We start from the raw sequence: 22,149 nt of genomic DNA, 5'->3' as shown, positions 1-22,149 counted from the left end.
TAAGTTAATCGATATTGTGATGCCCCGGCGTTCATTTATAACTACTGAGCATCGAAAATTAAGACGCGAGATTATTCATGTTTGCCCGGCAAGTGTCAATAGCTAAGTGTGAATAAATCGGTGGCGATTGTCCGGGTGCTGTAGCGGAGGGTCCAGGGCGGGGCTATATTTACGAAAGGTTTACGCAAGCATTTTGCCCACTTAATCGGTATTATCTGCACCATCGACTTGGCTGGCAGGAAAGCACCTCTTGAGCAATACAGAAACATCGCCGCAAGGCTCTCAACCCGATACCCCTGGCCCTCATAGCCCAGAGCCGCCAGACGCAGCTCCCAAAGCCCGCGGCTTGCTGCGTTCCAGTGCGCTGGTCGGGTTGATGACTATGCTTTCACGGGTTATGGGGCTGATCCGGGATGTCGTGGTGGCGAATTATTTTGGCGCTGGCAGTAGTGCTGATGCCTTTTTTGTTGCCTTTAAAATTCCTAATTTTCTTCGCCGTCTGTTTGCTGAAGGAGCGTTTTCTCAGGCGTTTGTGCCGGTATTGTCGGAATATCGTAGCCTTAAAGATCTGGCTGCGGTCAAGCATCTGGTTGACCGGGTAGCCGGTAGTCTGGGGCTGGTGCTGATTGTGGTGACCCTGTTGGGGGTTTTGGGCGCGCCGGTATTGGCGGCGATCTTTGCGCCGGGTTTCTATATGAACGATCCGCTACGCTACGGGCTGGCGGTCGATATGCTGCGTTTCACCTTCCCGTATCTGCTGCTGATATCCCTGACCGCTCTGGCGGGCAGTATTCTGAATAGTTATGAGCGTTTTGCTGTACCCGCTTTTACTCCGGTGCTGCTGAATCTCTCGCTGATCGGTGCGGCCATCTGGATGCAGCCACTGTTTCAACAGCCGGTGATGGCGCTGGCGATTGGAGTGTTGATTGCAGGTTCTGCGCAGTTATTGTTTCAGCTGCCGTTTCTCTGGCGGATTCAGTTGTTGCCTGCGCCAACCCTGGGGTTCAGGGATGAGGGGGTCAGGCGGATTCTTAAATTGATGATTCCGGCACTGTTTGGGGTATCGGTCAGTCAGATCAACCTGCTATTGGATACGTTGCTGGCTTCTTTTCTGCAGACCGGCAGCGTTTCCTGGCTTTATTATTCTGATCGTCTGGCGGAGCTGCCGTTGGGGGTGTTTGGCATCGCCATTGCGACCGTTATTCTGCCCAGTCTGTCACGCAGGCATGCGGAGAAAAGTACTGAGCATTTTTCCCGCACTCTGGATTGGGCGATGCGGATGGTGCTGCTGATCGGGCTGCCCGCCGCGATGGCGTTGCTGGTGCTGGCTGAGCCATTGATTGCAACCCTGTTTCACTATGGTGAGATGGCTGACCGGGATGTGACCATGGCGGCGATGAGTCTGCGCGCCTACGCCTGTGGTCTGCTGGCGTTTATGTTGATCAAGGTGCTGGCCCCTGGCTATTTTTCTCGTCAGGATACCAAAACCCCGGTAAAGATCGGTATTGTTGCTATGGTGGTGAATATGGTGCTCAATCTGATACTGATCTGGCCTCTGGCCCATGCCGGGCTGGCTTTAGCGACCACGCTTTCGGCATTTCTGAATGCCGGACTGTTGTTGCGGGGGTTGCTGAAAGAGGGAGTGTTTACCTGGCAGTCAGGCTGGTTTAAGTGGTTGCTGCAGGTTGGTGTGGCCAATCTGGCGATGATCGGTTTTCTGCTACTGCTTGCGGGAAGTGCTGAGCAATGGCTGCGGTTTGATATGTGGCAGCGGGTCTCGCATATGGCGGTATTGGTGGGCGGAGGTGCGACTGTGTATCTGTTGGTTCTGCTGATAACAGGGATGCGACTGCGGCATCTGCGCCATTAATCGGCCAGTATTGGTGCTGACGGATGGCGGATATTGCTCTAACTGAGGTATAATTTCGCGCTTATTTTTATTTGCTGATGAGATTGAGGTGATATGGAGCTGATTCGGGGTCTGCATAATCTGCGTGACAAGCATAAAGGTTGTGTTGCAACGATCGGCAATTTTGATGGCGTGCATCTGGGGCATCAGCAGGTGTTAGCCCAGGTGCTGCGCAAAGGGCGGGAACTTGGGCTGCCGGCCGTGGTGATTATTTTTGAACCTCAGCCAAGAGAGTTCTTTTCCGGTAGTCAGGCCCCCCCCCGGTTGACCCGTTTTGATGAAAAGGTACGATTGCTTAAAGCCAATGGCGTGGACCGGGTGCTTTGTCTGACCTTTAACGAACGTCTGCGCACCATGAGTGCAGATCAATTTGTCGATGAGCTGTTGCTGAAGGGACTGGCAGTCAGGCATTTTGTCGTTGGTGATGATTTCCGTTTTGGTTGTGATCGCAGTGGTGACTACAACATGCTGCGTCAGAGCGGTGAGCGTTATGGTTTCAGTGTGGTGAATACTGAAACCTTTGATGTGGATGGTGAACGGGTCAGCAGTACCCGGATCAGGACTGCGCTGCAGAATAATGATCTGGTACTGGCGCAGCGACTGCTGGGCCGCCCCTACCGGGTGACTGGACGGGTGATGCATGGTCAGAAGCTTGGGCGTACCATCGGTGTTCCCACGGCAAATGTGCGGATGCATCGGTTTCACTGCCCGCTCAACGGTGTCTATGCCGTGACAGTGACGGGTAAAAATCTGACTGCAGAAGGGATTGCTAATGTTGGAATGCGCCCGACCGTCAATGGCAAACAGCCAGTGCTGGAAGCACATCTGTTCGATCTGGACAGCGATCTTTATGGTCAGCTGCTGAGTGTCGAATTTAAAGCCTTTATTCGCCCTGAAAAGAAGTTTGAAGGGCTGGAAAAACTGAAGCAACAGATAGATAACGATATTAAACAGGTCAGAAACTATTTTCTGACAGGTGCCTTGTAAGCAGGGCCAAAATTAGACGATCCAGAAGCGATACGACAATGACCGATTATAAACCGACCCTGAACTTACCGAATACTAAGTTCCCGATGCGCGGCAATCTGGCTCAGAAAGAGCCTCAGATGCTGAAACAGTGGCAGAAGATGGATCTGTATCAGAAGATTCGTGAAGTCAGCGCAGGTCGTGAAAAGTTTATTCTGCATGATGGCCCTCCCTATGCTAATGGCGATATCCATATCGGTCATGCAGTGAATAAGATTCTCAAGGATATCATTGTTAAATCCCGCACCCTGGCTGGCTTCGATGCCCCCTATGTACCGGGCTGGGACTGCCACGGTCTGCCGATTGAGCACAATGTTGAGAAAAAGATCGGTAAAGCAGGCGTTAAAGTATCTTACGGCGATTTTCGTAAAAAATGTCGTGAGTATGCGGCCCGTCAGGTGGAGGGTCAGAAGAAAGACTTTATCCGTCTCGGGGTGTTGGGTGACTGGGATAACCCCTACCTGACCATGAACTTCGAAACCGAAGCCAACATTATCCGTGCGCTGGGTAAGATCGCAGAAAACGGCCACCTGGTGAAAGGCTATAAGCCGGTTTACTGGAGCGTGGTAGGTAGTTCTGCCCTGGCGGAAGCGGAAGTTGAGTATCAGGATAAGACCTCTCTGGCGATCGATGTGCGTTTTGCGCCGGTTGATCAGGAGGCGTTTCTGAGCTGTTTTGACGATCTTTCCGGTGAGGGCGAAGCGTCGGTTGTTATCTGGACCACGACTCCCTGGACACTGCCTGCTAACCAGGCGGTATCACTGAATGCTGAGCTCGATTATGTGCTGGTGCAGGTGGGTGGTGAACGACTGTTGATTGTCGAGGCGCTGGTTGAAGATGCGCTGCAGCGTTACGGTGTGGAAGAGTACAAAATTGTTGGTCACTGTAAGGGCGAAGCGCTGGAGCATCAGCAACTGCATCATCCGTTTTATGATAAGCAGGTGCCGGTTATTCTCGGCGATCACGTGACCGTTGAAGCGGGTACCGGTGCGGTGCATACGGCTCCTGATCACGGTGTGGAAGACTTCAGCGTGGGCCGCGCTTACGGTATCGGTACCCTGAATCTGGTAGGGCCTGATGGTGTTTATACAGAAAATGCCGGTGAGTTTGCCGGACAGCATGTATACAAAGTCGAGGGTGCGATCGTCGCGGCACTGGAAGCAAACGATCGTCTGATTCTGAAGAAACAGTTCAGCCATAGTTATCCACACTGTTGGCGTACCAAAACGCCATTGATCTACCGTGCTACGCCGCAATGGTTTATCAGCATGGAAGAGAAAGGGCTGAAAAAAGACGCTCTGGCTGCGATCAAAGGGGTTGAATGGTTCCCTGGCTGGGGCCAGAACCGCATCGAGTCGATGGTTGAACAGAGTCCTGACTGGTGTGTGTCCCGTCAGCGTACCTGGGGTGTGCCAATCGCGCTGTTTGTGAATAAAACCACTTCAGAACTGCACCCTGAAACCCCTCGCCTGATCGAAGATGTGGCGCTGAGAGTAGAGCAAACCGGTATCGATGCCTGGTTTGATCTGGATGCAGCAGAGTTGCTGGGTGATGAGGCGGATCAGTATGAAAAAGTACTGGATACTCTGGATGTGTGGTTTGATTCCGGTGTGACCCACTACTCTGTGCTGGACCGCACCGACGGCCTGCAGTTCCCGGCGGATATGTATCTGGAAGGTTCGGATCAGCACCGTGGCTGGTTCCAGTCATCCCTGAAAACCAGTATCGCCATCAAAGGCTGTGCGCCGTATAAGCAGGTGCTGACCCATGGCTTTACGGTGGATGGTGATGGTCGCAAGATGTCTAAATCAGTGGGCAATGTGGTTGCGCCCCAGGATGTGATGAACAAGTACGGCGCTGATATTCTGCGCCTGTGGGTTGCTTCCACCGATTTCAGCTCAGAGATGACTGTGTCTGATGAGATTCTGAAACGGACAGCAGATGCGTATCGTCGGATCCGCAATACTGCCCGCTTCCTGTTAGCCAACCTGGAAGGGTTTAATCCGCAAACCGATATGGTGGCGCCGGCTGATATGGTGGCGCTGGATCGTTGGGCGGTTGATCGCGCTGCGCGTCTGCAGGACGAGCTGGTGGGACACTATGATCAGTACCAGATGCTTCAGGTGTATCAGAAGGTGTCGCACTTCTGCTCGCTGGATCTGGGTGGTTTCTATCTGGATATTATCAAAGACCGTCAGTATACCGCTAAGGCTGATTCGGTTGCCCGTCGTTCCTGCCAGACCGCGTTGTATCATATTGCCGAGGCGATGGTGCGCTGGATTGCGCCGATTCTTAGTTTTACCGCCGATGAGATCTGGAATGAGTTGCCGGGTGAACGCGCTGAGTCAGTACAGTTGGTGACCTGGTATACCGAACTGGCCCTGCTTGAAGAAGATGCTGAATTAGGGCGTGAGTTTTGGTCGATAGTAAAAGAAGCTAAAATTGCAGTAAATGCAGAGCTGGAATGGTTGCGAAGGGATAAAGTAATTGGTTCAGGTTTGGATGCTGAAATAACCATTTATTGCGATGAGCGCACTAAGGCATGTTTGGAGCAGTTAGGTGATGAGTTGCGTTTTGTAATGCTTACTTCTGCTGCATCTATTGATGACTTCAAGAATGCTCCCAATGAAGCAAAAGTTGTAGGAGCATCTTCTGAAATGGAGACGCCTGCAAGTATTCAAGTTGTTGTTACTCCTTCTGAATATGCTAAATGTGGTCGTTGCTGGCATCACCGCGAAGATGTGGGTAACCATCCCGAACATCCAGAGCTGTGTGACCGCTGTGTTGAAAACGTTGCGGGTGCCGGTGAACAGCGCAGTTTTGCGTAAGGTTATCGTTATGGGCAAGGCAGGTACTGCTCTCAGCTGGCTTTGGTTGGTGGTTTTAGTCGTCGTGCTGGATCTGTTTACTAAGTATCAGGCCAGCACGCTGCTGTCTTATGGCGTGCCTCATCCTCTGCTGCCAGTGTTCGATCTGACGTTACTGCACAATACCGGTGCTGCATTCAGCTTTCTTGCTCAGGCCGGGGGCTGGCAACGCTGGTTTTTTGCTCTGATCGCTGTAGTTGTCAGCACTGTACTGCTGCTCTGGATGGCCCGTACTCCACGCGATAAGTACTGGCTGGGGGCTGGTCTGGCGCTGGTGCTGGGGGGCGCGCTGGGAAATTTATATGACCGGGTCGTACAGGGATATGTAATCGATTTTATTTCGTTGCATTATAACGGCTATTATTTTCCAGCATTTAATCTGGCCGATAGTGCTATTACCATCGGGGCAGGCATGCTGATTATCGATATGCTATGGTTCAGTGATAGCCGTCATAAATCCAAATAAAGGTCTGCATTTATGTCAGAATTTACTTCTCAAGAGACGCCACAACAGGCCATAGCGCCCGATGCTAAGGTAACCCTTCATTTTGCGATTAAACTGGAAGATGGTCAGGTAGTCGATTCCAACTTTGAGGGCAATCCGGCAACCTTTGTTGTTGGGGATGGTCAGTTGCTGGACGGTTTTGAGAACTCTCTGTTAGGGATGCAGGCCGGTGATGAGGCGGTGATCGATATCCTGCCTGAACAGGGCTTTGGTATGGCGAATCCGAACAATATGCAGCGCTTGCCACGCAGTCAGTTCGGCGATATGGTGCTGGAACCTGGCCTGGTGGTCTCCTTTGCTGATGCAGCAAACGGCGAATTGCCCGGTGTTATTGCCGAGTTTGATGAAAATAAGGTGACCGTGGATTTTAACCACCCACTGGCGGGCAAGAAACTGAAGTTTGAAGTAAAAATAATCGCTGTCGAATAGAGTGAACTTGCTCTGGATCAGTAAAACGGATGATCTGCTGGTAAATTACTTTTTCATTTTGTAATCTGTTACTTCTTTGATACAACATGGATGTTGTCATGAGCAGACAGGGATGTGGGCTCGCCCCCGGCGCGTGCTCGCGCACTTTTTTACCTACCTATATTATTCCCCGTCGTCAGTGCGGAACCTCTCTTATAGAAGTGCTGGTGACTCTGGTGCTGGTCGCTATCGGCATGGTCGGCATGATGACTATGCAGGCGCGTGGCTTGCAGCAAAATCAAAGTGCTTATCTGCGTACCCAGGCCATTGCGATAGCCAATGATATGGCAGACCGTATCCGGCTCAATAAGCAGGCGGGGCTGGACGATTACTATGCTTTAACGCTCAGTCAGGATGCCCAGAGCTTCTCTACCGCGGGGGTGACCGATAGCGCTAAGAAACTGGCCTACTCTGATCTCCATAACTGGCTTAGCTGGGTGGCTGTCAGTCTTCCTGAGGGGGATGCTGAAATTAAACGGTCCAGTCAGCGTATCACTATTGTCATCAACTGGAACGGTCGTCGGGATCAGGGTGGCATATCCCGTTATCAGCATGAGGTCGATCTATGAAGCGGCCTGTGACGTCCAGTTTGCTCACTCAATCAGGTTTTTCATTGGTTGAACTGATGATTTCAACCGTCATTGGTTTATTGCTTATTTCAGCCATGCTGGCCGCGTATGTGGCTTCCGCACGTACATATCAGGTGCAGGATGCAATGTCTGAGGTGCAGGAAAGCGGTCGCTATGCCATGACTGTTTTACTGACTGATTTGCGGCAGAGTGGTGTCGGTGTGGACAGCGACCTGCTGATAGAGGGGGTTGAAAATGACACCGATAAGATCGAGGCCTTTGAACTGGCTCACGCAGATAATACGCTGATTATTACTCCGGACAATGTGCGTAGTGAGATTGTTTATCTTCCCGGGCTTACAACCGCGGGTTCCGATGGCCGGGCATACTATATTGGCAATTCCGGGGGGAACCCCTCCCTCTACAGAAATAACGCAGCGCTGATTGAAGGCGCGACTGCTTTGGTGATGGAGTATGGCGTTGATACAGATGGCGATCGGTTGGTGGACAGCTATCAAAAGCTTGGTGCTATGTCCGCCTCTGACTGGGCGTCAGTGATCAGCGCCCGTTTTTACCTTTTGATGCGAAGTTCTGGCAGCGGTGTTACCGGTCAGGCGCAGGTATTACCTGTGCCATTTGATGCTATCGATACCTCTGACCGGCGACTGTATCAGGTCTATACAGCGACCGCCTTGCTAAGGAATGCATTAACCGTGAAAGGAACGGGTGGATGATCAGTTTAAGGGGAGTATACAAAGGCCAGCGGGGTGCAGCGCTGGTGGTAGCGCTGATTCTGCTGTTAATGATGACGTTGATAGCGTCAACGGCGATTCAGAGCAATCTGCTGCAATCGAGAATGACTGCCAATCTGCAGGATCAGGCTGTGGCATTTGAAGCGAGTGAGACTGCGCTATTGTATGCAGAAGAGTGGCTTGCCTCGCTGAAAGCAGAACCTGAGCTAACTGATTATGATGGCTGGAGCTCCGGTGACACTGAATTTGTGTTTGATAGTCGTAGCAGCTCATCCAGCAGTGCGACACTGAAAGATCAATTGGAAAAACTCAGCACCGTGGATGACTGGGTAGCCAGAGCTAAACCTGCCAGTGACTTCAATTCTAATAAGATCGCCAGGGTGTATGAGCAGCCAAAAGTCAGTCTGGAGTTGGTACAGCTTACCCCGGATGATAAAACCCTAGGCTATGTCTATGGCGAGGGTAGTGGTGTGGCAACCTTTCGTCAGTTGAGCCGAAGTACCGGTGTGACAGGGAATAGCGAAGTCGTACTGGTCAGCGAATATCGCAAGCGTTTCAGGTGATAAAAGTGAAAAAAACAGGGATGTTCAAACTAGTCTGTCTTGTCGTTTTTGTCAGTAGGTCGGTGTTGTCGGCTGAATATACCATCAGCCCAATACCGATTGGGGCCGCGGAAACTGCTGAGCCGAATGTCATGATTCTGATGGACACTTCCGGCAGTATGGATGATCCTCCTGCGGGACAGCGCCGAGGAAAGAAAAAAATCGATCAGGCCAAATCGGCTGCCCGGGCGGTGATCGAATCGGGCTCCGGAATGCAGTTGGGGCTGGCAAGCTTTAACTACGAAGAGGGGGGTAAAATCGACCAGGTTTGTGGCAGCAAAAAGGCCGACCTGCTAACAACCCTTGATGGCTATGGTGCAGATAACTGGACCCCGATGTCTGAAGCATATTATGAGGTAACCCGTTACTTCAGGGGAATGAAGGGGCACTTTTCGCACACCGGCAGTCGTTACTCCTCGCCGATTACCAGTCAGTGTCAGAAGAATTTTACGATTGTCATTACCGATGGCGAACCGACCAAAGATGGTAACTTTAGTCAACTCAACGACGCTGACGCCGGTAGCAATCTGCCGAACTGGGATACCAGCGATGATGACAGAAAGTTCACGAGAGACCGGTGGGGCAGGACTAGCTTAGCCAGTACTGAAAAATGGTACTACCTGGATGACCTGGCAAAATTCGCCTGGGACACCGATATGAGTGATCAGGCCGGTATGCAGAATATGTACACCTATACCATCGGTTTTGATATTAACTTTCCCATGCTTAATGATGCTGCTGTGAAAGGGCATGGAGACTACTTTACGGCAGGTAATGAGGCTGAACTGCTGACGTCTCTTCAAAAGGTGTTTGCTGATATCAGTCGAAAAGTGTTCAGCGATACACAGCTGAGCGCCAACAGTGGTTATATTACCAGCGGCCTGAATATCTATCAGGCCAGCTACAATACGGGTGGCTGGAGCGGTGAACTGTCGGCTTTCAGTACAGCCATCAACGCTCAGACCGGGCTTCTTGAGGTCAGTGATGTCCCGGTGTGGAGTGCTTCGTCTGGTATTCCCTCTGCTAATAGTCGGATGGTCATCACTAACAGGGGCTCAACCGGCATCGGATTTCGCTGGAACAGTTTTACTAGTGAAGAAAAAACGCTGTTATTTAATAATGACTCCTCACAGGTGGACTATATACGTGGCGAAAGCGTAAGCGATTTTCGTGCTCGTCAGAGTCAGTTGGGGGATATTATTCACTCGAATCCGATCTATGTCGGCCCACCGCAGAATTTTAACAGTTCCTCCTCCTATCGGGCGTTTAAAAAGACATATGCAGATCGCGAGCCGATGATCTATGTCGGAGCTAATGATGGCATGTTGCACGGCTTTCGGGCCTCAGATGGTGAGGAGTTGCTGGCGTATATTCCCTCTGTTCTGTTACCAAAACTTTCACTGTTGTCTAACACTGACTATCAGCATCAGTATTATGTCGATGGCACCCCGACAGTACAGGACGTATATATCAACAATCAATGGCACACCATGCTTGCCGGTGGTCTCAACGGGGGCGGTCAAGGGGTCTATGTGCTGGATGTTACCGACCCTGATGATTTTAGCGAAACGGAGGCTGCGAAGGTTTTCCGCTGGGAGTTTGACGACAGTGATGATGTCGATATGGGGTATAGTTATGCCCGCCCGGCGATAGCCAGACTGAAAGATGGCAACTGGTATGTGGTGTTTGGCAATGGTTATAACAGTACCGAAGCAGATGATCATCAGAGTTTAACCGGGGATGCAGTAATCTATCTGGTTGATCTTGCAACGGGTCAGACAGTGATTAAGCTCTCCACCAATACAGGCTTAGATGAGGCACCGGCAGGACTGAACAGACCTAATGGTATGTCCACGCTATCCCCCGTCAGTGATGATGGCGCTACGGTAAACGTGATTTATGGCGGTGACCTGTATGGTAATATCTGGAAGTTTGATCTGTCTGATAGTAACCCGGCCAACTGGAAGCTGGACTATAAGCTGTTTCAGGCTTGTCGAAGCTCAAATAAGGGCTCAACCCTCAGCACTCCATGTGCTGCTGGCGATATTCAGCCGATTACCTCACGACTGGCGGTGTCAGAAGATGTCTACGGACATAATATGGTTTTCTTTGGTACCGGCAAAGATTTTGAAATAGCAGATAAATCAGATATGGGCGTGCAGAGTTTCTATGGTGTGATCGATAGCGGCTCAGCGATCACGGGGAGTCGGTCACAGTTACTGGAACAGTCGATCTATTATCAGGGTAGTCATGACTTTAATGGTGTGACCCGCAACCTGCGCCTGACAACCAACAACCGTTTAACCGGCAGTCAGGCCGGCTGGTTTATCGATTTGAAAACACCCGATGGTAACGGGGGCTGGCTGCAGCTGGGTGAGCGCGTGCTTAACCCTCCCGGCATAAGAGATCGTCGTGTCTTGCTCTCAACCCGGACTTATACCTCTGATCCCTGTAAGGCGGGCGGAAATGGCTGGACCATGGAGCTGGATAAAAGCTCAGGTAGTCGCTTCTCCTATGTCACCGTTGATAATAATCGGGATGGCCAGTATGACGACGATGATAAGGTCACCGATGCAAATGGCGATAAGGTGAACGCATCAGGTCAGCAGCAGGGTAATGGCAATGGTCCGTTAATTCTGACGGATGGCATTGAGGATCAGATCATCAGTACAGGTGATGACAGTGACCCTGATAAACCGGGTGACCCGGATAAGCGTCAGCGTGACCCCAACGCAACGGGCCGATCCAGTTGGCGCTATCTGGAGGAGCGTGACTGATGAAGCTGAAATCGGATAACCAGGGATTCTCGTTGATTGAGCTGATGATCACCGTCGCAATTATCGGTTTGCTAGCTGCCGTTGCATACCCCTCCTATCTGCAGCATATCCAGGACAGCTGGCGTGAGTCAGCGAGGCTTTGTTTGTTGAATATGACGCAACAGCTCGAGCGGCAATATGCAGCGGATCTGACGTACAGCGGATGGGGTGATGCGGATGGCGATGGCCGGGATGATCTGCTGACCTCCGATTGTGCATCAGATGGAGATATGGCTACCCGTTACCGGTTTCAGGGCGATGTTACCCTGTATAGTTTGCAAGCGGTTCCTCTGGGTTCTCAGGTTTCAGACCAGTGTGGTCAGCTAGGCATTGACCGGCAGGGGCAGAAAACGGCAACGGGCACTGCGGGAGCACAGGAGTGCTGGTAACCCTAGGGAGAGATGGAGTTATGAGTTATGAAACAGAAACGGGTGTGACGCTGATCGAACTGTTGGTGGCATTAAGTGTATTGGCGATTTTGCTGACCGTGGGAGTGCCCTCTCTGGCGGGGTTCGTATCATCTCAAAAGCTCGATACGACGGTACAGCTGTTAAAAGACAGCTATAGTCAGGCCCGTTACGAGGCAGTTACCCAGCAACGTCCCGTGTTTCTCTGTCCTTTAGATATTGCTACAGGCGGTTGTGGTAATAACTGGAGTGACGGAGTAGTCAGTTATCACGATCTGGATGGTGATAACAGTTATGATCCACTCAAAGATACCAAGTTACTTCAGAATGAGTTTCCTGAAGGGGTGGTTATTGAATATAAAAAGAACTGTTTCCAGATAAAGCTGACGGCTAAAGGCACAACCGGAGATAATGGAACTTTCGCCATGACCGTTTCTGAAGAAACAAAAACACTTGTTGTTTCCGGTATGGGGCGCATCAGAAACGGCTGATTCCAGCTGATTTCCTAAAAATAAGATTCAAATCAGTTACAGAGCCTGCTGATTTGGTTTAATCTTATCCTTTTCTTACAACTGTTTGACTTAAAGTAACTGTTTTGGGTAGTTCTTGCGTATGGATAGTTGCAGGAGTGACTAAAATATAGTCAATACAGAGTGCAAATGGATTTGCTTCTATAATTCTATTCAATATTCAATGATGAATGGGTGGGGTGGTCTTTTTGCGTATTGTAAAGCAGCGCGGATTTACACTGATTGAGTTGATGGTGGCACTGGTCGTGCTGGGTATTCTGCTGGGCATCGGTATTCCCAGTTTTAATGCGGTTATTGAGTCAAACCGGCTTCGGTCAGTTGCCCATGATTTGAACACGGCAACCCAGTTGGCTCGTTCGGTAGCACTTACCCGAAGAGAAAACGCAGCTATTTGTCGTGCTAACGCGGGGTTTACTGCCTGTGATTTTGATTCTGACTGGAGTAATGGTTGGGTTGTGGTTGCGCAGACTGGAGCGGATTTAGAAACGATTGCCGATGTAGAGGTTATCCGGGAGTGGGGGGCGGTTGATCTTGTTGTTTCCGGTGCGACGAATGGCTTTGTATTCAATAGCTCTGGTCGGGCTACGACTAATGGAAGTATTGAGATACAAAATAATAATGATAGTCGCTGCCTATCAGTTAACGTCAGTGGACGGGCCATTGTTCAAGAGGGTGGGTGTTGATCATGCCGTGCTATAACGATAGAGGGCGCCAGGGTGAGAGTGGGACAACTCTAATAGAGGTGTTGATCGCTGTTGTAGTTATATCGATAGGATTGTTATCGGTTGCTGCCCTTCAGACTATGGCGCTGAAGAGTAATCAGGGGGCCTATTATAGATCCCAGGCCACTTTTCTGGCCTATGATCTGGCTGACAGAATACGAGCAGCACCTGATTCCGCCTTGGCTGGCGATTATGATGATGGCCAGGGAGGAGATCGGGCTTTATGGGATGCTGATGTTGCGGCTAAATTAGTCTCTGGGGCTGTGGGCACGCTAGTTTTGGATAAACCTAACAGAACAGCGACTATTACAATTAAATGGAACGATAATCGCGCCCGGATTCGGGCTGAGAATGAAGCCGACAATGGTGACACCAGTTTTATTTATAATATGGAGTTTTAATTAATGTCGACTCTGTTACTGAAAAAGCGAGAAAAGGGCTTTAGCTTAATCGAGTTAATGATCGCTCTGGTTCTGGGGCTGTTTATTATCGGTGGCGTCCTGGCTGTGTTTATAGGCAGCTCAGCAAGCTTTAACAGTAATGAATCTCTCTCCCGTGTACAGGAAGATGGTCGCTTTGCACTAGAGATTCTGACTGAAGATCTGCGTAATGTAGGTTATAAAGGGAATTGTTTTGTTAAGGTGCAGAACCTTATTGACACGGCCGATGCTGACTATGAAGCAGATGTCTTTGATCTGAACGCTCCGATAAAAGGCTGGACTGATGCCACCGGAAAGTTTTTTGAAAACGATTTAATTGGTTATACGGCCGGTACAGATATTGTCGTTATCAAACATGCTGTAAGAGAGGCGTCCGCTGAATTGAATATGGACCTCGAAGTGGATGATGAGACTTTTCCGACCGTTGGTGGGGAAGAACCGGGAGCCATTCTGATTATTTCTAATGGTGAAACCTGTGATCTTTTTCAGAATACAGCGGCAAATAACACTGCTGACCTGAAACGAGGCTCTGAAACGGCTGCTGCAAAAATTGGTAATGTGTCCGTAGCGGCTCAAGGTCTTGGAAGGCCCTATAAAGCTGATGATTATACTGATATATCTTTGTTGTCCAGCACGCTTTATTACGTGGGGCAAGGGCAATCTACACCAACCGCGTTACGCTTTATTAGCTATGACAATGGTGTTTCCGATAACGGTACGGCTGGAGGTGGTGATGATAACGTACTGGTTGAGGGGGTTACTGGCCTGACAATAAATTATGCTGTGGTATCTGGAGCAGGTCCGGCACTGGATTACTCTGCGGATGCTGATGGTATTGGTGATTGGGGTGATGTGGTCGCAGTTAGGGTGACAGTATCTGTGACAGAGGACAATATTAGTCAGGACTTTTCTGCAACGGTAGCGCTGAGGAATCGATTGGAATGATCAATAAGCGATTAATGATGCCTAAAAACAGGGAGCAGGGTGCCGTTCTTATTATTGCGCTTATCTTCGTATTGATACTGACGTTGATTGGCGTCAGCTCAATGCAGGGCACAACCCTGCAGGAAAAAATGTCAGGAAATCTCCGTGACCGTTCAGTTGCATTTAATGCTGCTGAGGCAGCATTAAGAGAGGGCGAGAATAGTGCTTATGATAGCTACGATAACGGAACTTTAGAATATATTGGTGACTCAGTCAGTGGTTCTTATGGCGATGCCAACTGGACTGCTACATTGGTTAGAATACTTGAAAATACCACCACTTTACCTGCTGCCAAGCTGGGCGTGGTTATCAGAGTTACCGCGTCTTCAAATGGGCTTTCTGATCAATCAGATGTCCAGTTAGAATCAATTTACGTAGTCAAAGATTAGGTTATTCAGTGGGCTACGGAGGACTAATAATGAAAGATCTAGAATCAGCATCCAGATATTGGTTGGCATTGGTATTTATTTCTATTGCGGGAACCGTTTCTTCCTCCTCGCTAGCCTCCACAGTTGCGCAAACACCTCTGTTTCTGGGACAGGGGAATGTTCCGGGTAACCTTGCTCTGGTTCCCTCGGTTGAGTGGCCGACAGTTTTAAGCGCAGCGAATATTGGCAGTTATGATGAAGATAGTGAAAGTATCGGTTACTTTGATCCAAAAAAATGTTATCGCTATCAGTATGATGCTGATGAAGCTGAGCGGCACTTCTATCCTGTTAGTATCAATACTAATTATAAATGCCCAGGTGATGTCTGGAGCGGTAATTTTTTAAACTGGGCTACTACACAGACGATTGATCCGTTTCGCTGGGCACTGACCGGTGGTTACCGGGTTAAAGATACAGCGACAGAGACCTGGCTGGAAAAAGCCCGGCATAGTGGTCAGAACAACTATTTTGATGTACGCAGTATCAGTGGTTCTACAGTTGTTAACAATGCGACGCCTTTCTCAACATCCTCTTTCGAAACAAAAATTGGTGGGCTAGGCAATAAGATGCAGTTTACCCTGCCCTCAGGGCATGGTTTTAGCAATACTACTGGTGCTGCGTCTTTCTCCGAGTTACTGAATGATACCGATTTTAGCTCGGGCTGGAGCGATTATTCCAGTGGAGCCGTGATCCGTAGCTCAACTGAATCGTTTGAGTCTGGCGGATATTCACTGAAAAAGATCAATAATAATGACCCTCATGGTGGTTATAAAGATCTTTCATCATCAGCCAACTACGATAACTTTGTGTTTGAAGGCTGGATCTATCGTCCAACAGTAGGCACTCAGAATGGTCAGTCTGACCGGCTGGCGTTGTCTGACAATAGTGCCAATGGATATGGTATTAATATTTCTGCGGGCACTATCAAGATTGAGAAGCGAAACGGTGGTTCAGCCAGTAATATGGAAACTGCCTCATGGACCCGGCCAACCGATCAGTGGTACCGTTTTGTATTTGAAAGTGTGCCAGGCGATAAATTCAAACTGACGGTGTACGATAACGGTGGTACAGAGTTGGCGTCTGTTCAGACAACCAGTGCAGATACCTCTTATAACACCTTTAACCGTCTCTATGTTCATGGTGGCCATGAGTACTATGTTGATAAATTACGTGTGGCTTCATATTCAGGCGGCGGAACTATCGCCTATGATCCGATTTCAACTAATACCTTTGGCACATCTGTTCGGATAAAAGTGTGTGACCCTAGCATTGGCGTTGAAGCTAACTGTAAACAGTATGACAGTGGCTGGAAACCGGAAGGGTTGATTCAACGCTATGCGGATAATATCAGGTACAGTATTTTTGGTTATCTGAACGATTCCAACTACCGTCGGGATGGGGGCGTTTTAAGAGCTCGTCAGAAGTTTGTTGGACCCATACAGCTGGATCCATCTGCCGGTGAGATTGCCAATTCGAATATGGAGTGGGATCCTTCTACCGGTATTCTGGAGCGTAATCCAGACCCAACTGATGCGTCGGATACAGCATCCTATTATGGTACAACGGTTTCTGATAGTGGCGTCATAAACTACCTGAATAAGTTTGGACAACTAAATAATAACAACTTTAAAAGCTACGATCCGGTTAGCGAACTCTATTACACCGCCCTGAGATATTATAAGCATCAGGGTAACGTCGACGAATACTACACCAAGTCACCGGCGCATAACTCCTCCCCTGGGAATACTGAAATTGCAAAATGGGTTGATAATTTCCCAGTGATTCGAAGCTGGAATGATCCTATTCAGTACGCCTGCCAGAAGAATGTTGTACTGGGTATTGGTGATGTGAATACTCACCGGGATAAGAACCTTCCAGGAAATACCAGTGGAACAGATGAGCCAACAAAGCCTACGGAGGTGTCCACTGATCTCTCGGTGAATGTGAGGACAGCCACAGATAAGATTGCAGCACTGGAAGGTATTTCCATTGATACCGGGGCCAGCAGCTATTCTGGACGGAACAACTCCGCTTTTATGGCGGGTCTGGCATACGATGCAAATACCATGGATATCCGCCCGGTAGACTTTGCCGGTACGCAAACAGTGCAAACCTACTGGGTTGATGTGCTTGAAAACCAGTATCTTCGTAACTTAAGAAATAACCAGTTCTGGTTGACTGCTAAGTATGGTGGGTTTGTAGTACGTAAACATCCAAGTTGTTCCCTGGCCAGTTACACTCCGACAGGTACAGAGTGCGACGATCAGAGTTTGGGAGATCCTTATCTGCGTACGGACCCGTTACCTGAATGGTGGTGGTACACCAATACAGATATATTAAACCCCGATGAGTCTGGCAGTGACTACAAAAGAACGGATAACTTTTATACAGCAGGCGATGCCCGCAAGATGGTGGATGGTTTAACTGATGCGTTTGCCTCTATTTCTGCATCGGTTAAGGGGTCTGCTGCTGCCTTGACGGCTAATAGTTCGAGATTGGATACGGATACAGCGCTATTTAATGCCCTGATGGATTCGAGTTTATGGTCAGGTGATCTTGTTGCCCGAGAGGTTGATTCTAATGGCGCTCCATCACTTGTTGAGCTTTGGAGCGCTGCATCGATTCTGGATGCGCTTACGGATGCTGATATGACCAGCCGTAATATTTTCACCAGCACATATGCTGCGGAGGACGTTCTGACGGGTATTACACTGAATAGCAGTGGCGCTGACTTTATCTGGAGTGACTTGTCCGCTGAACAGAAATTGATGCTACGTTCAACACCTGCAAGTGGTGCCCCAACGACAGAAGCTGTTGCACAACAGAGGCTGGATTATTTACGAGGTAGCCGGGCACTTGAGCAAACACTTACAAATAGCTCTAAACCATTCAGGCGTCGCGGTAGTCGGCTTGGCGATATAGTGAATTCATCTCCTCAATATGTATCCAACAAGAGTAACTTTGGCTATAGCCGATTAGGGACATCATTCGGTACGGCTGTAAAAACGGCTTATAAAACTTATCGGTCTTCCTCTGACTATGTAAATAAGCCTCCTATTCTTATAGTGGGTGCAAATGATGGGATGCTGCACGCGTTTGATGCTACCGCGGATTCCTCGACAGCAAATAATGGAGGAAAGGAGCTGTTTGCCTACGTACCTTCTGGTGTATTCGGTAATCTGTACGAGCTGACCGATCCGAATTATGGTCATCGTTATTATGTTGATGGTGAGCCCCGGGTCTCTGATGCATGGTTTGCTCCTGCAGATGTGCCGACAGGCGTTTCATCAGGTTGGAAAACTGTTGTGGCTGTCACACCTGGAGCTGGTGGAGCAGGTGTTTCATTGTTGGATATCAGCAACCCTGAAAGTATGACGAAAGAAGATATTCTCTGGGAATTTAAACATAAAGACATGGGCTCTTTGATTCAACAGCCAACCATAACAGCTTTGCCTAATGGAAAGTTTGGAGTTGTTATAAGCAGTGGTTTTGTTCATGGGGCATCGCAGGGGTATATCTGGATTTTAAATGTTGCAGATGGTTCGATCATCAGGGAACTGGTTGTGCCTACAACGGGGGGCTTGGGAGAGCCCGCAGTAATAGATCTCAACCAGGACCGTATTGCTGATCGGATTATTGTTGGAGATACATTGGGGAATTTATGGAGGTTTGATATTAAAGGTGCTACTTCTGGCAACTGGGCTCCACCAACAGCCTTGCTTAGTGGTACGACTCCGTTGCCGTTCTTTGTTGCCAAAGACGCATCTGGCGTGCGTCAACCGATTACAGGCGCGATAAGGACTACCTATGATAGCCGGGGACGCCATATGGTGTTGTTTGGTACCGGTAGTTACTACCTGAGTGGTGATAATGAAGTGGCGGCTTCACCTCAGGTGCAGACTCTGTATGGTGTAAGGGATATCGGGGTGGCCATAAGCGATCGTTCGAACTTATTGAAACAAGAGATTGTTTACGAGGGGAATGTGGGGACAAATGGCGTAAGAGTAACGAGTAATAACTCCTTGGGAGGGACAGATAAAGGTTGGTATTTAGATCTGGAGTGGTCAACAACGCAAGGAGGCCCTGGGGCTCTTGGGGAGCTGGTTAATACTTCTCCCGTATTGTATGGATCACAGGTTCTCTTTGCCACAAAAATCCCTTCTGCTGATCCTTGTAGTTTTGGCGGAAGTAGCTGGATTATGGCTCTGGACTTGGAGTCAGGATCTCGATTTGGCTACTCAAGTTTTGATTTTAATGGTGATGCAGCTATCAATGATTCTGATAAAGTAACAGTGCCTGCGAGTGGTGGTAATACAGCTTATGTGGCGCCTGGTAGCGGGGTTATGATTAATCAGGGGGATGGTGGATTTTCCAATATCTCAGATAGTGTTGTAACCGGAGTGGGTGGTAAGCCTGATAATCTGTATGTAACGGAGAGCGCTGGAACAGAGCCTGTTCAAATGTTATTGAATTCTGGTTTTGAGCAGGGCCGCAAAGGCTGGAGAGAGATCAGATGAATCAGATGAAGTACCAGCGGGGATTTACCCTAATCGAGCTGATGATTGTTGTCGCTATTATCGGCATTATTTCCGCAATAGCCTACCCCAGCTATCAGGAGCAGGTGGCGCAGAGTCGACGTGTTGATGCGCAAGGGAGTTTGCTTTCGTTAGCTCAGTCACTGGAAAGGTATTATACGGAAAATGGGTCCTATACCGGGGCGGTTTTGCCCTATACGCAATCGCCAAAAGATGGTACTCCTAAGTTTTATGACTTATCAGTACCCGCGTCTACGGCGACGACCTATACACTTCAGGCTGCGCCAATAAATGGTATGGTGGGGGATCGCTGTGGCAACATGACAATCACCCATACTGGGCAAAAAGGCACGACTGGTGATCCTGTTGATGATTGTTGGTAACCCGCTGTTTTCTTGCAATAAATCAGCATTTGTCTAAAAAAAACGCGCCCCTGGCGCGTTTTTTTATATACTCAACCCTCTTTGTACCAACCATAAGGCTCAACTATGTCTGACTACCTGATAATTGGAGCAGGCGTGATCGGGATGCTGACCGCCAGAGAGCTGGCGCAGTCGGGTGCTGAGGTCACGCTGGTGGATATGAATAACTGTGCACAGGAAGCTTCCTGGGCCGGAGGTGGGATCGTTTCACCGCTTTACCCCTGGCGTTATTCTGATCCTGTGACGGCGTTGGCGACCTGGTCGCAAACCAGTTATATCCATTTGGCGCAACAACTGTTGGAAGAGACCGGGCTGGATCCGGAGTTGCGCCTGAAAGGGATGTTTATGGTTGGGGTGGATGATGCGGATGATGCGCTGGCCTGGGGGCGGCGGTATCAGAAACCGATGGAGCAGGTCGGAGCTGATTTTATCTACCAGAAAGAACCCAGCCTCGCGCCCGGATTAGACTCTGCACTGTGGATGCCGGAAGTGGCCAGTATCCGTAATCCACGTTTAGGCCGTTCGTTACGTCGCAGTATGGAGATCACCCCGAATATCAACCTGATTGAGCAGGGACGGGTAGAGGGGCTGAGCATAGAAAACTATGCGGTCACCGGGGTGCGTCTGGCCGATCGGGTGTTACAAGGCGATCAGGTGATTATCGCCGCAGGAGCCTGGAGCAGTGAGCTGCTTGCGCCTCTGGAGGTGGAGCTCCCGGTTGAGCCGGTAAAAGGGCAGATGATGCTGTTCAAGGCGCCCGTGGGGCTGATCAACCGGGTGGTGCTGATGCAGGGGCGCTATCTGATCCCCCGAAATGATGGCCGTATTCTGGTGGGCAGTACGCTGGAGCGGGTGGGTTTTGATAAACAGACCACCGAAGAAGCGAAAGCGTCGCTGTATCAGACTGCGTTGCAGATCTGTCCAGAGCTTGAAAAATATGAACTGGAACACCATTGGGCTGGATTGCGCCCGGGCTCGCCTGAAGGTGTTCCCTACATTGGCGCAGTGCCTGGATATGACAATCTCTACCTGAACGCCGGGCATTTCCGGAATGGTTTGGTGCTGGCACCAGCATCAACCCGCTTGTTGGCCGATATTTTGCTGAAGCGTCAACCGGTCATTGATCCGCTGCCCTATGAGCTGTTCGGACGGGTATAGCGCTGATGTGAAAATTTAGCTATAGAAAAGGCCTCATATGAGGCCTTTTTGAATGTTAAAGATCAGTTGTAGATCGTTGGAATAGGCTGTCGTTTATGCTGGGTACGGCTGTAGATTCCAATCAGCTTATCTTCGACTTCAGGGGTGACTGGCTTACCCTCGAGAAAGTCATCAATCTGATCGTAGGTTAATCCTAGAGCCACCTCGTCCGCCAGTTGTGGTGTATCACATTCCAGATCGGCGGTCGGCGTTTTATGAATCAGTTGCTCCGGGGCCCCCAGTGCCGCTGCTACCGCTCTGACCTGGCGTTTGCTCAGGCCAAACAGAGGCGCCAGATCGCAAGCGCCGTCCCCATACTTGGTGTAAAAGCCGGTGATGTTTTCCGCGGAGTGATCGGTCCCCAGAACCAGCCCGCCCAGCAGGCCAGCAATCTCGTACTGAATCGCCATACGGATGCGGGCTTTGACATTGCCTTTGGTAAAGTCGATGTGGGCCGGACTACCTGCATCAAGCCCGGCTGCTTCCATGGCGCTGAGGGTGGCTGAGTGGACACCATCAGCGCCCGGCTGAACGTTTGCTGTGACACAGGCTGAAGGGGAGATGAAAGCTACAGAGGTCTGGGCGTCTGCTTCATCCTGCTGGGTATGGTAGGGCAGTCGCACGGCGATAAACCGATAGTTCTCATGGCCTGCTTCACGGTTAAGTTGCTCAACGGACAGCTGCGCCAGACGACCGCAGGTGGTTGAGTCTACACCGCCACTGATTCCCAGAACCAGATGCTTACAGCCACTGGCCAGCAGGGTCTTTTTAATGAAATCTATGCGCCGTTGAATCTCGGTAGCGGTATCAATCTGCGGCTGGACCCGCATCGCAGCAACAATTGAAGCTCTGTCCATGGTTAACTCTCGTGGTTTGTAACGTTGTCTGCTATTCATTCTAAGGGAAAGTCCGGGAGGCTGTGAAGTGCTTTTCTGTAACGCGGAATGTTTGCACTATGATCGGGCGCAAG

At 49.8% G+C, this 22,149-nt stretch carries 19 protein-coding genes; 18 read left to right on the top strand and 1 reads right to left on the bottom strand.

Annotated elements, in window-relative coordinates:
- Positions 1 to 376 precede the first annotated feature (376 nt).
- The 18 genes from murJ to thiO all read left to right on the top strand — a co-directional run bounded on the left by murJ (position 377) and on the right by thiO (position 21,140).
- A complete protein-coding gene (gene murJ, locus OCU43_RS20525; protein ID WP_245756642.1) occupies positions 377 to 1,870 on the top strand; it encodes a murein biosynthesis integral membrane protein MurJ in 1,494 nt (497 codons plus the stop codon).
- A 93-nt stretch (positions 1,871 to 1,963) separates the two neighbouring features.
- Positions 1,964 to 2,896, top strand: a complete 933-nt coding sequence (gene ribF / locus OCU43_RS20520; protein ID WP_091361772.1) for a bifunctional riboflavin kinase/FAD synthetase — start codon at positions 1,964 to 1,966, stop codon at positions 2,894 to 2,896.
- 38 nt (positions 2,897 to 2,934) lie between these two features.
- Positions 2,935 to 5,763 carry an isoleucine--tRNA ligase gene (ileS, locus tag OCU43_RS20515; protein WP_091361771.1) on the top strand — a complete coding sequence of 943 codons (2,829 nt, stop codon included), beginning with the start codon at positions 2,935 to 2,937 and terminating at the stop codon, positions 5,761 to 5,763.
- 10 nt (positions 5,764 to 5,773) lie between these two features.
- The gene (lspA, locus tag OCU43_RS20510) at positions 5,774 to 6,268 is read left to right on the top strand and encodes a signal peptidase II (RefSeq protein ID WP_091361769.1); all 495 of its coding nucleotides are present in this window, start codon (positions 5,774 to 5,776) and stop codon (positions 6,266 to 6,268) included.
- Between the two features lie 12 nt (positions 6,269 to 6,280).
- Entirely contained in the window at positions 6,281 to 6,736 is a 456-nt protein-coding gene (locus OCU43_RS20505) for an FKBP-type peptidyl-prolyl cis-trans isomerase (protein ID WP_091361767.1), read from the top strand.
- 98 nt (positions 6,737 to 6,834) lie between these two features.
- Positions 6,835 to 7,344: a type IV pilus modification protein PilV gene (pilV, locus tag OCU43_RS20500; RefSeq protein ID WP_175483608.1), complete on the top strand. Its 510-nt coding sequence runs from the start codon at positions 6,835 to 6,837 to the stop codon at positions 7,342 to 7,344.
- Complete coding sequence (locus OCU43_RS20495) at positions 7,341 to 8,078, top strand: PilW family protein (RefSeq protein WP_091361764.1); 738 nt, start codon at positions 7,341 to 7,343, stop codon at positions 8,076 to 8,078. Before pilV (OCU43_RS20500) ends, OCU43_RS20495 begins: the two co-directional genes overlap by 4 nt.
- A complete protein-coding gene (locus OCU43_RS20490) occupies positions 8,075 to 8,659 on the top strand; it encodes a pilus assembly PilX family protein (protein WP_091361762.1) in 585 nt (194 codons plus the stop codon). The genes OCU43_RS20495 and OCU43_RS20490 overlap by 4 nt, the downstream gene beginning before the upstream one ends.
- A gap of 20 nt (positions 8,660 to 8,679) precedes the next feature.
- Positions 8,680 to 11,475, top strand: a complete 2,796-nt coding sequence (locus OCU43_RS20485; protein WP_139203226.1) for a PilC/PilY family type IV pilus protein — start codon at positions 8,680 to 8,682, stop codon at positions 11,473 to 11,475.
- Positions 11,475 to 11,903, top strand: a complete 429-nt coding sequence (locus OCU43_RS20475; protein ID WP_091361759.1) for a type IV pilin protein — start codon at positions 11,475 to 11,477, stop codon at positions 11,901 to 11,903. The genes OCU43_RS20485 and OCU43_RS20475 overlap by 1 nt, the downstream gene beginning before the upstream one ends.
- Positions 11,904 to 11,923: 20 nt before the next feature.
- Positions 11,924 to 12,412, top strand: a complete 489-nt coding sequence (locus OCU43_RS20470; RefSeq protein ID WP_091361757.1) for a GspH/FimT family pseudopilin — start codon at positions 11,924 to 11,926, stop codon at positions 12,410 to 12,412.
- Between the two features lie 227 nt (positions 12,413 to 12,639).
- On the top strand, positions 12,640 to 13,134 hold the full coding sequence (locus tag OCU43_RS20460) for a GspH/FimT family pseudopilin (protein ID WP_275991314.1): 495 nt from the start codon (positions 12,640 to 12,642) through the stop codon (positions 13,132 to 13,134).
- Positions 13,135 to 13,136: 2 nt separating this feature from the next.
- Positions 13,137 to 13,574 (top strand): type IV pilus modification protein PilV, encoded by a 438-nt coding sequence (gene pilV, locus OCU43_RS20455; protein WP_091361753.1) that lies wholly within the window; start codon positions 13,137 to 13,139, stop codon positions 13,572 to 13,574.
- A gap of 3 nt (positions 13,575 to 13,577) precedes the next feature.
- Complete coding sequence (locus OCU43_RS20450; RefSeq protein WP_091361751.1) at positions 13,578 to 14,558, top strand: PilW family protein; 981 nt, start codon at positions 13,578 to 13,580, stop codon at positions 14,556 to 14,558.
- A complete protein-coding gene (locus tag OCU43_RS20445; protein ID WP_217647478.1) occupies positions 14,555 to 14,986 on the top strand; it encodes a pilus assembly PilX family protein in 432 nt (143 codons plus the stop codon). Before OCU43_RS20450 ends, OCU43_RS20445 begins: the two co-directional genes overlap by 4 nt.
- 29 nt (positions 14,987 to 15,015) lie before the next feature.
- On the top strand, positions 15,016 to 19,542 hold the full coding sequence (locus OCU43_RS20440) for a pilus assembly protein (RefSeq protein WP_091361750.1): 4,527 nt from the start codon (positions 15,016 to 15,018) through the stop codon (positions 19,540 to 19,542).
- The gene (locus OCU43_RS20430; RefSeq protein ID WP_275991312.1) at positions 19,539 to 19,943 is read left to right on the top strand and encodes a type IV pilin protein; all 405 of its coding nucleotides are present in this window, start codon (positions 19,539 to 19,541) and stop codon (positions 19,941 to 19,943) included. The genes OCU43_RS20440 and OCU43_RS20430 overlap by 4 nt, the downstream gene beginning before the upstream one ends.
- A 105-nt stretch (positions 19,944 to 20,048) precedes the next feature.
- Positions 20,049 to 21,140 (top strand): glycine oxidase ThiO, encoded by a 1,092-nt coding sequence (thiO, locus tag OCU43_RS20425; RefSeq protein WP_091361748.1) that lies wholly within the window; start codon positions 20,049 to 20,051, stop codon positions 21,138 to 21,140.
- 62 nt (positions 21,141 to 21,202) lie between these two features.
- Here the strand turns inward: thiO and nadE are convergent, their stop codons facing one another.
- A complete protein-coding gene (nadE, locus tag OCU43_RS20420; RefSeq protein WP_091361746.1) occupies positions 21,203 to 22,036 on the bottom strand; it encodes an NAD(+) synthase in 834 nt (277 codons plus the stop codon).
- Positions 22,037 to 22,149 lie beyond the last annotated feature (113 nt).

The sequence above is a fragment of the Amphritea atlantica genome, assembly GCF_024347255.1.
Taxonomy (GTDB): domain Bacteria; phylum Pseudomonadota; class Gammaproteobacteria; order Pseudomonadales; family Balneatricaceae; genus Amphritea; species Amphritea atlantica.
This window is presented reverse-complemented; position numbering and strand designations above follow the sequence as displayed.